At 72.2% G+C, this 12,671-nt stretch carries 10 protein-coding genes; 6 read left to right on the top strand and 4 right to left on the bottom strand.

Annotation, left to right across the window (positions count from 1 at the left end; genetic code table 11):
- Positions 1-33: 33 nt before the first annotated feature.
- Positions 34-792, bottom strand: a complete 759-nt coding sequence (locus ACZ5VC_RS20780; RefSeq protein ID WP_469121491.1) for a TetR/AcrR family transcriptional regulator C-terminal domain-containing protein — start codon at positions 790-792, stop codon at positions 34-36.
- A gap of 241 nt (positions 793-1,033) precedes the next feature.
- Between ACZ5VC_RS20780 and ACZ5VC_RS20775 the strand changes: the two genes are divergently transcribed.
- Positions 1,034-2,533, top strand: coding sequence for an MFS transporter (locus ACZ5VC_RS20775; protein WP_469121490.1), 1,500 nt, complete (start codon positions 1,034-1,036; stop codon positions 2,531-2,533).
- A gap of 90 nt (positions 2,534-2,623) precedes the next feature.
- Here ACZ5VC_RS20775 and ACZ5VC_RS20770 read toward each other — a convergent pair whose 3' ends face one another.
- Both ACZ5VC_RS20770 and ACZ5VC_RS20765 read right to left on the bottom strand, forming a co-directional pair.
- Positions 2,624-3,760, bottom strand: a complete 1,137-nt coding sequence (locus tag ACZ5VC_RS20770) for a questin oxidase family protein (protein WP_469121489.1) — start codon at positions 3,758-3,760, stop codon at positions 2,624-2,626.
- A 96-nt stretch (positions 3,761-3,856) separates the two neighbouring features.
- The gene (locus ACZ5VC_RS20765; RefSeq protein ID WP_469121488.1) at positions 3,857-4,387 is read right to left on the bottom strand and encodes a GNAT family N-acetyltransferase; all 531 of its coding nucleotides are present in this window, start codon (positions 4,385-4,387) and stop codon (positions 3,857-3,859) included.
- A gap of 148 nt (positions 4,388-4,535) precedes the next feature.
- Here ACZ5VC_RS20765 and ACZ5VC_RS20760 point away from each other — a divergent pair, with 148 nt between their 5' ends.
- Positions 4,536-5,531: a sigma-70 family RNA polymerase sigma factor gene (locus ACZ5VC_RS20760; RefSeq protein ID WP_469121487.1), complete on the top strand. Its 996-nt coding sequence runs from the start codon at positions 4,536-4,538 to the stop codon at positions 5,529-5,531.
- A 128-nt stretch (positions 5,532-5,659) separates the two neighbouring features.
- Here the strand turns inward: ACZ5VC_RS20760 and ACZ5VC_RS20755 are convergent, their stop codons facing one another.
- A complete protein-coding gene (locus tag ACZ5VC_RS20755; protein ID WP_469121486.1) occupies positions 5,660-6,616 on the bottom strand; it encodes a helix-turn-helix transcriptional regulator in 957 nt (318 codons plus the stop codon).
- A gap of 63 nt (positions 6,617-6,679) precedes the next feature.
- Here ACZ5VC_RS20755 and ACZ5VC_RS20750 point away from each other — a divergent pair, with 63 nt between their 5' ends.
- The 4 genes from ACZ5VC_RS20750 (at position 6,680) to ACZ5VC_RS20735 (ending at position 12,605) form a co-directional block, all read left to right on the top strand.
- On the top strand, positions 6,680-8,233 hold the full coding sequence (locus tag ACZ5VC_RS20750) for an MFS transporter (RefSeq protein WP_469121485.1): 1,554 nt from the start codon (positions 6,680-6,682) through the stop codon (positions 8,231-8,233).
- A gap of 234 nt (positions 8,234-8,467) precedes the next feature.
- Positions 8,468-9,229: a DeoR/GlpR family DNA-binding transcription regulator gene (locus ACZ5VC_RS20745; protein ID WP_469121732.1), complete on the top strand. Its 762-nt coding sequence runs from the start codon at positions 8,468-8,470 to the stop codon at positions 9,227-9,229.
- A complete protein-coding gene (gene pfkB, locus ACZ5VC_RS20740) occupies positions 9,226-10,179 on the top strand; it encodes a 1-phosphofructokinase (RefSeq protein WP_469121484.1) in 954 nt (317 codons plus the stop codon). Before ACZ5VC_RS20745 ends, pfkB begins: the two co-directional genes overlap by 4 nt.
- A complete protein-coding gene (locus tag ACZ5VC_RS20735; protein WP_469121483.1) occupies positions 10,176-12,605 on the top strand; it encodes a PTS fructose transporter subunit IIABC in 2,430 nt (809 codons plus the stop codon). Before pfkB ends, ACZ5VC_RS20735 begins: the two co-directional genes overlap by 4 nt.
- Positions 12,606-12,671: the final 66 nt, after the last annotated feature.

Raw genomic sequence — 12,671 nt, 5'->3', positions numbered from 1 at the left:
CTCCTCGGTCCGCGCCACCCGGCGTCGCCGTGACTAGTCCGGGAGTCGCAACGCCAGGCCGTCCAGGACGACGTCCAGGCCGTAGGCGAACTTGGCGTCGCGGATCCCCACGGGATCGACGGTCGCGCCGCCGTCCGCGGCGGCGGCGTACGCGTCGGCGAGGTGGTCGTGACCCGCCGCGGCCTGCTGGGCGGCGGGCATGAGGCGGGCGATGAAGTCGGCCTCCGTCTCGCCGGAGCGGGCGACCGTGGTGAGCCAGGCCGCCTCGGTGGTGCTCATGCCGATCACGTACAACACGACGGTGTCGATCGCGCGGCTCGGCTCGGGGAAGCCGGCGGCCGTGAACAGGGCGGCCAGCCGCTCGGAGAAGGCCATCAGGTTGGGGCCCAGGTAGGCGAGACCCGCCTGGCCGAGGACCGAGGAGAGCCACGGGTGGCGCAGGGCCGTCGTACGGAAGGACCGGGCGGCCTCGGTGACGGCGGCGCGCCACTCGGCGTTGCCCTTCGGGAGGCCCCCCCGGACGGCGTCGGGGGAGGGGACGGCGATCTCGGCGGCGACCTCGTCCACCGCGAGCTCCATCAGCTCGTCCTTCGTCGCGACGTGCCGGTAGAGGGAGGTCGCCCCGGCGTTCAGGCGGGCGGCCAGCTTTCGCATGCTCAGCGCGTCGATGCCCTCGGCGTCCAGCATGAGGATCGCCTCGCGGACGATCGCGGCCCGGCTGAGTGCCGGCTGGTCGGGCTCGCGCTGCTGCCGGGCCCATACGGACGGAATCGGGTTCGTCTTGGCGGCCATGGCACTCCTTCGTAGGCGGGGCGGACACCGTTCCCGGCGGTGCGCGCGCCACTCGCGGGGGCGGTCCGTCCGTCGGTCGCGGCGGGCGTACACCGTCCAGCGCGGCGCTAACACCGTCCCCCACTGCGCGTACATCGTTCGCATCCAGCGTACAGGCAGCGAGGGTTGCGCACACTGTTCCGCTCTGCGTACAGTGTGCGCATCAACGGAACAGCGTGCGCCAGCCGCCGAAAGGAACTCCATGGAAACCCGTAATCCACGCCGCTGGTGGATCCTCGTCGTGCTCTGCCTCAGCACGCTGGTCCTGGTGGTCGACAGCATGGCGCTCACCGTCGCCGTGCCGGCGATGACCGAGGACATCGGCGCGAGCGCCCAGGACACCCAGTGGATCCTCGACTCCTACATCCTGGTCTTCGCCGGGCTCCTGCTCACCTCCGGCAGCCTGGGCGACCGGTTCGGCCGCCGGAAGATCATGATCATCGGCCTGCTGCTCTTCGGGGCGGCGTCGCTGGCCGCGACCTTCTGCACGAGCCCCGGCGAGGTCATCGCCGCGCGGGTCACGATGGGCATCGGCGGAGCGCTGATCATGCCGTCGACGCTGTCGATCCTCATCACCGTCTTCGACGAGGACGAGCGCGGCAAGGCGATGGCGGTGTGGAGCTCGGTGTCGATGCTCGGCCTGGTCGGCAGCCCGGTGCTCGGCGGGGTGCTGATCGACCACCTCTCCTGGCACTCGATCTTCTTCATCAACGTCCCGGTCGTCGCGCTGGCCGTGCTGGCGGGCCTCACCCTCATGCCGGAGTCGAAGGGCCCGTGGCAGAAGCCGGACCCGCTCGGCGCAGTGCTGTCCGCCGCCGGTATGACCGCCCTGGTCTGGTGGATCATCGAGCTCCCGCAGCACGGTGCCTTCGGCGGCCGGTCGGCGATCACCCTGGCCGTCGCGGTCCTCGCCCTGGCCGGGTTCGTGGTCTGGGAGAACGTCACCTCCGCGCCGATGGTGCCGCTGGTCCTCTTCAAGCACCGCAACTTCAGCGGCGGTTCCCTGTCACTGACCCTCGTTCAGGTCGGCAACGGCGGTCTGCTGCTGGTGCTCACCCAGTACCTGCAGTTCGTACTCGGCTACTCGCCGATCAAGGCGGGCCTCGCCTTCGTGCCGCTGGCCGTCGCCGCGCTGGCCGGCAACATCGCCGGGGCCGGGCTCGCCGTCAAGATCGGCAACCGCTTCCTGGTGCTGGCCGGCATGCTCGTCATGGCCTCCTCCTTCGCACTGCTGGCCACCGTCACGGCCGAGACGGGCTTCACCGTCCCGGCGGTCGCGCTCGGGCTGCTCGGCCTCGGCGCCGGCCTCGCGATGCCGGCCGCGGTCGGCGCGCTGATGGGCACCATCCCGGAGGAGAAGGCGGGCGTCGGCTCGGCGCTCAACGACACCATCCAGCAGGCGGGCACCGCCCTCGGCATCGCGATCCTCGGCTCGCTCCTGTCCAGCGGCTTCACCCGCGAGATGCCCGCCGACGCCCCCGAGCAGGCGAAGCGTTCCCTCGGGGACGCCCTGGCCGTCGCCCAGCACGACACCGGCCTGATCCAAGCCGCCCGGGAGGCCTTCACCGCCTCGATGTCGACCACCTTCACCGTCAGCGCGATCGGTGTCGTCGCCGCCGCCGTCCTGGCCACGCTGGTCATGCGCGACACCAAGCCCCAGCCCGCCGAGGCCCCGGCGGAGGAGGCCGAACTCGTCGCCTGACCTCTCGTCCGACCCGCACGTCCGTACCGAGAAGGCCGGTGTCCCTCCAGGGACACCGGCCTTCTTCCTCGACCGGGCGCCGAACAGGGGTTAGAACACAGGCGTGTTGAGAGCGATCGCCCGCGCCGCCGCCGCCAGCGCGACCGGGTCCCCGACGTCGAGCGCGGTGTCGGTGAACTTGATCGTGTGGTCGTCGCCGTGCGCGGCGGCCCGCTCGAACAGCTCCTCGGCCGTCAGGCGCGTCGCCGCGTACGGCGCGGGCGCCGCCGGGGTGTACGCGGCCGTCACCGCCGCGCTCGCCGTCCACGCCGCCGACAGGCTCGCCGCCCACAACTCCTTCGGGAGAGCGGGGAGCGTCCTGAGGACGGCGTTGGGCGCGGTCGCCGCGTGCACCAGCATGATCGGTTCGCCATGGCCATGGGTGGCGTAGCGGTGCGTCGCCGCCGTCACGAGCTCGATCAGCCGCTGCCGCGCGAGGTCCGGGGCCGGCGCGAGCTCAGGGTCCGGCGCGGTACCCCACGTGGGGAAGCCTTCCAGCTGGTCGAGGCGCTCGCGGATCCCGCCGTGCTGTCTGCGTACGGGCCGTACGGCGTCGAGCGCGGACGCGGCGTCGGGTGCGGCGGCGAGGGGCGGCAGATCCGGCAGGGTGCGGTGACGGGCGGCCCAGTAGGCGAGCGCATGGGCCAGTTCGGTGACCCGGGGCTCGGACTCCTGCCCGTCCAGCAGCGTCCGTACGGCGTGACCGGTGCGGATGACCGGGTGCGTGGCGCCGGCCGCGATGCCGGGCAGCAGGCGCGGCCACCACTCGGCGAGGACCTCGCGCCACGGCCGGTCGGCGGTCTCCCGCCCGAAGTACCGCGCCCAGTCCCCGATCCGCGCCGGATCGCCGAGCGCTTCACGCCAATTGGCCTGCGTGATGGTCGTGTTGGGTGACGGCATGTCCTCCAGCTTGGCCTTGTAGTAGTCCAGCCAGCGGTGCACGGCCGGTGCCTGGCCGTGCCGTACGAGGGCTTCGACGGCCATCGGCGCGTGGTTGGAGAGCCAGCCGTTGCGCTCGGGGCCGGAGAGATGGAGCCGTTCCAGCGCTTCGTCGAGGATCCCGGTGGTGTCGACCGTCGAGGCGTCCGTCGGGGTGTCCGCGGCATCGACCGTCGAGGAGTCCGGGGAGGGGCGCGGCGACCGACGCGGGGAGTCCGTGGAGTCCGAGGAGTCCGCTGAAGTGTCCATGGAGCGGACTCTAGGAGCGGGCCGGCCGGGGGCGTAACGGGCTGAGGACCGAGTCCGGGTGGAGGGCGGGTCCTACGTCTCACGCCCGGCCGGGGCCTACGCCTGCGGACCGAGCCGCTTCTCGTACCAGGCCACGTCCCAGTAGCGGCCGAACTTGCGGCCCACCTCGCCGTACGTCCCGACGTGGCGGAAACCGAAGCGGGTGTGGAGACGGACCGAGGCGTCGTTGGGTACCGCGATTCCGGCATAGGCGCGGTGCACGTCCTCGTCGGCGAGGGCGGTGAAGAGGCGCTCGTAGAGGAGTGTGCCGACGCCCCGGCCGACGGCGTCGGGGGAGAGGTAGACACTGACCTCCACGGAGGTGGAGTAGGCGGCCTTCGGCCGGAAGGCGCTACTGGTCACGTACCCGAGAGTCCGGCCAGAGCGGACATCGTGAGCAACCAGAAGCCGGTGGGGGCCGTCTTCAGGGTGGGAATGCAGCCAGGGGCGACGCTGCTCGAATGTGAGAGGAACCGTGTCGAACGTGACGGCGGTCTCGCGTACGTAGTGGTTGTAGAGCTCCGTCAGCGCCACGAGGTCTGCCTCGGTCCCCGCTCTGACCTGCGTATCCGTGTGTTCCGGCGGCATCCGGCCTCCCCTGGTGGCGGCACAGGGTACTGCATGATCACGAAAATCGATGGGCGCCATGGGAATTCTGTCCGGATTCCAGTCGTTGTTTCCGTCGGATGCAGGGCACCCGAAAGGTGTCGCGACCCTACTCAGCAAGGGAGCACGCATGGCAACCCGTGCCGTCGCCCGCCAGTCCGCTGCCAACGGGACGAGCCGGGCAAGCAGCGTTCGCGCCGGGGGCGGAGAGATCGCCGACCGCGACCTGGTCGGCATGTACCTCGACGAGATCGCGCGCACGCCCCTGCTCGACGCCGCCAAGGAGGTCGAGCTCTCCCAGACGATCGAGGCCGGTGTCTACGCCCAGCAGATCCTCGACAAGGAGATCGAGAGTGACGCGGGTGGTGCGAGCCGCGAGGAGCTGGAAGCGCTCGCCGCGGAGGGTGAGCGCGCCAAGGATGTCTTCATACGCTCCAACCTGCGGCTCGTCGTCGCCGTCGCCCGGCGCTATCCGCGCAGTGGCCTGCCGCTGCTGGACCTGATCCAGGAGGGCAACGCGGGCCTGGTGCGGGCGGTGGAGAAATTCGACTACGCCAAGGGCTTCAAGTTCTCGACCTATGCGACGTGGTGGATCCGGCAGGCCATCACGCGGTCCATCGCGGACCAGTCGCGCACGATCCGGCTCCCCGTCCACCTGGTGGAGGAGCTCGGCCGGATCCGCCGTGTCCAGCGCGAGTTCAACCGGGAGAACGGCCGCGAGCCGGAGCCGGCGGAGGTCGCGTCGGAGCTCGGCTCGACCCCCGAGCGGGTCATCGACGTCCTGGACTGGGCGCGGGACCCGGTGTCCCTGAACATGTCGGTGGACGACGCCGGCGAGACGCAGTTCGGCGACCTCCTGGAGGACACGTCGGCGGTGTCGCCCGAGCAGTCGGTCCTCACGCTGCTGCGAAGCGAGGAGCTCGAGGACCTGATCGGCCAGCTGGACCACCGGACGGCGTCGATCATCAGGATGCGGTACGGCATCGAGGACGGCCGTGAGCGCACGCTGACGGAGGTGGGCAAGGAACACGGCCTGACGCGCGAGCGCATTCGCCAGATCGAGAAGCACGCGCTTCTGGAACTGAAGAAGATGGCCCGCGACACGGGCTTCGACGCGGTGGCCTAGGGCGGCCGGCGAACGGGGGCGGGCACCGCGGAGGCGGCGACCCGCCTCCCCGGTTTTGAGCCCGTGCGTTCCAGCCTGCCGGGGCGGGTTGCGCCCGCCTCCGCCGTACGAGCCCCCCCGGCCCGTGGTTACCGCGTGGCCGACGCCAGGCGCGCCCCCAAATCCGTCACATACGTCCGCAAGGACGCCGGCCCCTCGATCGTGAACGCGCAGTCCACCAGCGCCAGGCGGATCGCCAGCCACTCCACCGAGTCCGCCGTCCGGGCCCGCAGGCGGCAGGTGGTCGGGCCCGTCGGCGTCGGGATGAGGTGCCCCGGCAGGCGGGCCGTCACGAAGTCCGCGGGGGCCTCGAAGGAGACGTCCACGTCCTGTTCCGGCTGCATACGGGACATCGAGCGGGACAGGAGGTCCGCCGCGTCCCCCGCCGGCAGGTCCCGGGGCGTGAAGCGCGCGCCCGTGGCGAAAGGATCGCTCACCCGGTCCAGCCGGAACGTACGCCAGTCCTCCCGCCCGATGTCGTACGCCACCAGGTACCACCGCCGCCCCGTCGACACCAGCCGGTACGGCTCCACCTGCCGCTTCGACTCCGTACCGTCCCCCGCCCGGTAACCGAACCGCAGCCGCTCCCGCCCGGTGACCGTCGCCGCGATCGCCGTCAGTGTGTGCGGGTCGACGGTCGCGCCGTCGCCCCGGGTGAGGGGGATCGTCGCGTTCTGGAGGGTCGAGACACGGTGGCGCAGCCGGGACGGCAGGACCTGTTCCAGTTTGGCCAGGGCCCGTACGGACGCCTCCTCGATGCCCTCGATGGCGTGTCCCGCCCCCGCCCGCAGGCCGACCGCGATCGCCACAGCCTCCTCGTCGTCGAGGAGTAGCGGCGGCATCGCCGTACCGGCGACCAGCCGGTAGCCCCCCACCGCGCCTTTCGTCGCCTCGACCGGATATCCCAGCTCCCGCAGCCGGTCGATGTCACGCCGGATCGTGCGCGGGCTGACCTCCAGGCGCTCGGCGAGCTCACTGCCCGGCCATTCGCGCGGAGTCTGAAGGAGCGAGAGCAGATTCAGGAGTCGTGCCGGAGTGTCCGTCATGTGTTCCAGGATGCCGGTCCATCTAGGACACTAGCTGACCTATATGACGTCTAATTTCTTCGTATGACCTCCTCCCAAGAGACCCTCGCGCCTGAGCAGGGCGACCGGCGCCGCTGGCTCGCCCTCGCGATCGTCATGACCGCCGCCTTCATGGACCTGGTCGACGTCACGATCGTCAACATCGCGATCCCCAGCATCGAGCGGAGCCTCGCCGCGTCCTTCGGCGCGATCCAGTGGATCACCGCCGGATACGCGCTGGCGTTCGCCGCCGGACTCATCACCGGCGGCCGCCTCGGTGACATCTACGGCCGCAAGCGGCTGTTCCTCATCGGAATCGCGGGCTTCACCCTCGCCTCGGCGCTCTGCGGCTTCGCCGCCAATCCGGAGATGCTGGTCGCCTCCCGCCTCCTCCAGGGCGCGATGGCGGCGTTGATGGTCCCGCAGGTGCTGGCGATCGTCCATGTCACCTTCCCGCCGCACGAGCGCGGCAAGGTCTTCGGACTGTTCGGCGCGATCGTCGGCCTGGGGGCGGTGTCCGGTCCGCTGCTGGGCGCGCTGCTCACCCAGTGGAACCTCTTCGGTCTGGAGTGGCGCCCGATCTTCCTGATCAACCTGCCCGTCGGCGTCGCCGCGCTGATCCTCGGCCGGAAGTTCATCATCGAGTCCCGCGCCCCGAAGGCGCTCCGCCTCGACCTGGTCGGCGTCCTGCTGGTCACGCTCGGCCTGCTGATGCTGATCTACCCGCTGACGCGCGGCCGCGAGCTGGGCTGGCCGCTGTGGGGCCACCTGTGCATGGCCGGCAGCGTGCTCGTCTTCGGCGCGTTCGTCGCGTACGAGAAGTACAAGACCCGCAAGGACGGTTCGCCGCTCGTCGAGCTGTCGCTGTTCCGGGTGAAGAGCTTCGCCGCCGGCATCGCCGTGCAGCTCACCTTCGGCGTGGCGCTGGGCATCTTCTTCCTGGTCTGGACGATGTACATGCAGATCGGCCTCGGCTGGAGCGCGCTGAAGGCGGGTCTGACCGGCGTGCCGTTCTCGATCGCGGTCTCGGTGGCGGCGGGGATGTCCGTGCAGAAGCTCGTCCCGCGCTTCGGGCGCAAGGTGCTGCAGGCGGGCGCGCTGACGATGGTCGCCGGACTGCTGCTCTACATCTTCGAGGCCGACCGCTACGGCACCGCCATCCAGTCCTGGCAGATGATCCCGCCGCTGGTGGTCATGGGCCTCGGCATGGGGCTGATCGTGGCGCCGCTGACCGACGCGGTGCTGTCGGAGGTGCCGCGTGAGCACGCCGGTTCGGCGTCCGGGCTGATCAACACCACCGGCCAGATGGGTACGGCGCTGGGCCTCGGCCTGGTCTCGGTGGTCTTCTTCGGGGCGATCGACGACGCCCGGCCGCAGGAGGGCCCGGGCGCGCTCGGCACGGCGTTCGCGGACGCCTTCCAGAGCTCGCTGTGGTGGGTCGTGGCGGTGCTGGTGGTGATCTTCTTGGTGATGTTCGCGCTGCCGGCGAAGCCGAAGCGGCACGCGGAGGCCGACGCCGTGGAGACCGCGGTCGAGAACGGCGCCGAGAACGGCGCCGGGGCCGCGGGGGACGAGCGGGAGCCGGTACTGACGCCCTGACCGCGTGAGGCGCGCGCGAGCGCCGACGGCACGGAGGCTGTTCGACGAGCCGCCCCCCGACCCGTACGGGTTTCCGTACGGCGGGGGGCGGCTTCGTGCTGCTGCCCACCGGCCGATGCCCGTATCTGCCCGAATCGGTCCTTCCCATGCCCGAATGTGTTTACTTCTCGGGGTGAGTCGTCGTAGCCTGCCAGAGAAACAACAGGTTCGGGCATGGAACGGATGTACCCCCACATGTACGCACCAGAGCGTCAGCAAGAGATCCTGCGACTCGCCCGCGAGGGCGGCCGGGTCGACGTGCTCTCCCTCGCCGACGCGTTCCAGGTCACCGCCGAAACCATCCGGCGCGACCTCACCGCACTCGACCGCGCCGGCCTGGTCCGCCGGGTCCACGGCGGCGCCATCCCCGCCGGGCGCCTCGACTTCGAGCCCGACCTCGCCGAGCGGGAGTCCACCGCGGCCGACGAGAAGGACCGCATCGCGCGGGCCGCCCTCGCCCAGCTCCCCGCCGAGGGCAGCGTCATCCTCGACGCCGGATCCACGGTCGCGCGGCTCGCGGCGGCCTTCCCCCTGGAGTGCCCGCTCACCGTCGTCACCCATGCCCTGCCCGTGGCGGCCCGTCTCGCCGACCACCCCGGCATCGATCTGCACCTGGTCGGCGGCCGCGTCCGCCACCGCACCCGCGCCGCCGTCGACGCCTGGGCGCTGCGGGCCTACGGCGAGGTCCGCGCCGATGTCGTCTTCCTCGGCGCCAACGGCTTCTCGCCGCGGTACGGCCTCACCACCCCCGACCTCGCCGAGGCCGCCGTCAAGCGGTCCGTCGTCGCCGCCGCCCGGCGCGTGGTGCTGCTCGCCGACTCGGCCAAGTACGGCCAGGAGCACTTCGCCCGCTTCGGTGACCTGAGCGAGGTCGACCTGCTCATCACCGACAGCGGGCTCGGCCCCGAGGACGCCGCCGCCATCGAGGCGGCCGGCACGGAAGTAGTACGTACATGATTCTCACCGTCACCCCGAATCCCTCCCTGGACCGGACGTACGAGGTGCCGGCCCTGGAGCGCGGCGGCGTGCTGCGCGCCTCCGCCGAGCGCATGGACCCCGGTGGCAAGGGCGTCAACGTCTCGCGTGCCGTCGCGGCGGCCGGCCACCGCACGGTCGCCGTCATCCCGCTCGGCGGCGCACCGGGCGCACTCGTCGCGGAACTCCTCGCCGGCCAGGGCATCGAGGTCGTCCCCGTCCCCCTCGGCGGGCACACCCGCTCCAACGTCGCCGTCGCCGAACCCGACGGCACCCTGACGAAGATCAACGCGCCGGGGCCCGTGCTGACCCCCGGCGAGTCCGAAGCCGTCCTGGCCGCCGTGGGGGCCCACGCCCCCGCCGCGGACTGGATCGCCTGCTGCGGCAGCCTGCCGGGCGGGCTCGCTCCCGCCTGGTACGCCGACCTGGTCACCCGCGCCCACGGCTACGGCTCGCGGATCGCGCTGGACACCTCCGGTCCCTCCCTGCTCGCCGCGCTGCGTGCCCAGCCCGACGTCGTGAAGCCGAACGCGGACGAACTCGCCCAGGCCGTCGGCCGGCCCCTCGCCACGGTCGGCGACGCGGTCAAGGCGGCGGAGGAGCTGCGTGGTTGGGGCGCGGGCGCCGTCCTGGCGAGTCTCGGGGCGGACGGACAGCTGCTGGTGTCCGAGGCGGGCCTGTGGTTCGGCTCGGCGGCCGTACCGGCCGTCCGCTCCAACGTCGGCGCGGGTGACGCCTCGCTCGCCGGATTCCTGGCGGCCGGCGGCGAGGGCCCGGACGCCCTTGCGGCGGCGGTCGCGCACGGCGCGGCGGCGGTCGGACTGCCGGGCAGCGAGATGCCGACCCCGGCCGACCTCGACCCGTCGGCGGTCACCGTGACCGAGGACATCCCTCTGGACCGAGTACTCAGCGAGCAAGGGAGCCCGCGATGAGCCAGATGATCACCGCGGACCTGGTCGACCTCGACCTGGCCGCCCGCACGAAGTCGGACGCGATCCGGCTGCTCGCCGAGCGCCTGGTCGCCCAGGGCCGGGTCACCGACCTCGACGGCTTCCTCGTCGACGTGGCGGCCCGCGAGGCGCAGATGCCGACCGGACTGGACGGCGGAATCGGCATCCCGCACTGCCGCAGCGCCCATGTCACCGCGCCCACCCTGGCGTTCGGCCGCGCCACCGGCGGCATCGACTTCGGCGCCCCGGACGGCCCGGCGGACCTGATCTTCCTCATAGCGGCCCCGTCGGGAGCGGACGACGCCCACCTGACGATCCTGTCCGCCCTGGCTCGCCGCCTGATGAACGAGGCATTCACAACGGCGCTGCGGGGCGCGGGGGACGCGGGGATCGCGGCGTCACTGATCGCGGGCGACATCGCGCCGGGGGCGGGCGGGGGCGTGGCGCAGGCGACGGCCACGGGAAGGTCTCCTGCCGCGGAGCCGAACGGGCCGGCGCGAGGCGTGAGCGCGTCGGCTGCGGAGGCTGACCTGCCGACGGGGGACGCGCGGGCGGCGGCTGCGGGCGCGAACCCTCCGGCGGCGGACGGGTCCCTGTCGGCTGCGGGCGCGAACTCTCCGGTGGCGGCCGGGTCCCTGTTGGCTGCGGGCGCGAGCTCGTCGGACTCCGGGGTGAACCCGCAGGCCGCGGAAACCGGCCTGCCGGGGATGGATGTGCAGTCGCCGGCCGCAGGCGCGAGGTCTCCCGTGGCACCCGGGAACTCCTCGGCCGTGGGCGCGAGCGAGCCGCAGCCTGGCGGGAGCCCGTCAGCCGCAGGCGTGAACTCTCCGGTGGCAGCCGGGAACCCCTCGGCCGGGGGCGCGAACTCTCCGGACGCCGGCGCGGACTCGTCCACCGAGGACGCGAACTCCCCGGCCCCGCCCGTGGACTCCCGCGCGCCGTTCCGGATCGTCGCCGTCACCTCGTGTCCGACCGGGATCGCCCACACCTACATGGCCGCCGAGGCCCTCGAGAGGGCCGGCCGGACGGCCGGCGTCGAGGTGGCCGTCGAGACTCAGGGGTCCGCCGGGTTCACCCGGCTGGACGCCGAGGTGATCGCCCGGGCCGACGGGGTGATCTTCGCGCACGACGTGCCCGTACGGGACAAGGAGCGCTTCGCCGGGAAGCCGACGGTCGACGTGGGCGTCAAGGCGGGAGTCAACCGGCCCGGTGAGCTGATCGCCGAGGTGCGCGGCAAGGCGGAGCGCGGCGAGATCACCGCGGGCGCCGCGGCTGCCACGCCCGTCGAGAAGGGCGGCGAACCTGGCGAGGGCTACGGCACCAAGCTCCGCAAGTGGCTGATGTCGGGCGTCAGTTACATGGTCCCCTTCGTCGCGGCGGGCGGCCTCCTCATCGCCCTCGGCTTCGCAATCGGCGGCTACGGCATCAGCGACGCCCCCTCCGTCGCCCAACACTTCGCCTGGGGCGAGGCCGCCGGCTGGGCCGCCCTGCTCTTCCAGATCGGCGGGCTCGCGTTCAGCTTCCTCGTGCCCGTCCTCGCCGGATACATCGCGTACGGGATGGCCGACCGCCCCGGCCTCGTACCCGGCTTCGTCGGCGGCGCGATCGCGCTCACGATCAACGCCGGATTCCTCGGCGGCCTGGTGGCGGGTCTGATCGCGGGTGGCACGGTCCTCGCCGTCCAACGGCTGCGCGTGCCACCGGTGCTGAGCGGCATCATGCCCGTCGTCGTCATCCCGCTGCTCTCGTCCGCGATCGTCGGATTCCTGATGTTCCTGGTGGTCGGCAAGCCGATCGCCGCCCTTCAGAAGTCCCTCACCGGCTGGCTGTCCGGCCTTTCCGGCGCCAACGCGATCATCCTGGGCGTGATCCTCGGGCTGATGATGTGCTTCGACCTCGGCGGACCCCTCAACAAGGTCGCCTACGCCTTCGCCGTCGGCGGTCTCGCCACCCCCAACGACGGGTCCCTCAAGGTCATGGCCGCCGTGATGGCCGCGGGCATGGTCCCGCCGCTCGCGATGGCGCTGGCCACCACCGTGCGCGGCAGGCTCTTCACCGAGCCCGAGCGGGAGAACGGCAAGGCGGCCTGGTTCCTCGGAGCTTCGTTCATCACCGAGGGCGCGATCCCCTTCGCCGCGGCCGACCCGCTGCGCGTCATCCCCGCCGCGATGGCGGGCGGCGCCGTGACCGGTGCTCTTTCGATGGCCTTCGAGTGCACGCTCCGGGCGCCGCACGGCGGATTCTTCGTGATCCCGCTGATCGGCAACCCGCTGCTCTACCTGGTCGCCATCGTCGCCGGCACCCTCGTCAGCGCGGGTCTGGTGATCCTCCTCAAGGGCGCTCGGAAGACCAAGCCCGCTCGGTCGACTTCGGAGCGGTCGGAGCCCAAGGTGGCCGTCGCCGCCTGACCCGTACCGAAGCCCGGCCCGGACCCACCTGGGCCGGCCGTGGGCGGCCCGCACACCCCGGGCGCG

The sequence above is a fragment of the Streptomyces sp. NPDC033174 genome, from assembly GCF_055577795.1.
The sequence above is the reverse complement of the archived record's forward strand: the minus strand, read 5'-3'. Positions and strand labels throughout refer to the sequence as shown.

Bases quoted from the DNA above. Each gene is read 5' to 3' on its own strand.
- ACZ5VC_RS20770 (WP_469121489.1), bottom strand. From the start codon at position 3,760: ATGGACACTTCAGCGGACTCCTCGGACTCCACGGACTCCCCGCGTCGG.
- ACZ5VC_RS20765 (WP_469121488.1), bottom strand. From the start codon at position 4,387: ATGCCGCCGGAACACACGGATACGCAGGTCAGAGCGGGGACCGAGGCA.
- ACZ5VC_RS20775 (WP_469121490.1), top strand. From the start codon at position 1,034: ATGGAAACCCGTAATCCACGCCGCTGGTGGATCCTCGTCGTGCTCTGC.
- ACZ5VC_RS20750 (WP_469121485.1), top strand. From the start codon at position 6,680: ATGACCTCCTCCCAAGAGACCCTCGCGCCTGAGCAGGGCGACCGGCGC.
- ACZ5VC_RS20780 (WP_469121491.1), bottom strand. From the start codon at position 792: ATGGCCGCCAAGACGAACCCGATTCCGTCCGTATGGGCCCGGCAGCAG.
- ACZ5VC_RS20745 (WP_469121732.1), top strand. From the start codon at position 8,468: ATGTACGCACCAGAGCGTCAGCAAGAGATCCTGCGACTCGCCCGCGAG.
- ACZ5VC_RS20760 (WP_469121487.1), top strand. From the start codon at position 4,536: ATGGCAACCCGTGCCGTCGCCCGCCAGTCCGCTGCCAACGGGACGAGC.
- ACZ5VC_RS20755 (WP_469121486.1), bottom strand. From the start codon at position 6,616: ATGACGGACACTCCGGCACGACTCCTGAATCTGCTCTCGCTCCTTCAG.
- pfkB (WP_469121484.1), top strand. From the start codon at position 9,226: ATGATTCTCACCGTCACCCCGAATCCCTCCCTGGACCGGACGTACGAG.
- ACZ5VC_RS20735 (WP_469121483.1), top strand. From the start codon at position 10,176: ATGAGCCAGATGATCACCGCGGACCTGGTCGACCTCGACCTGGCCGCC.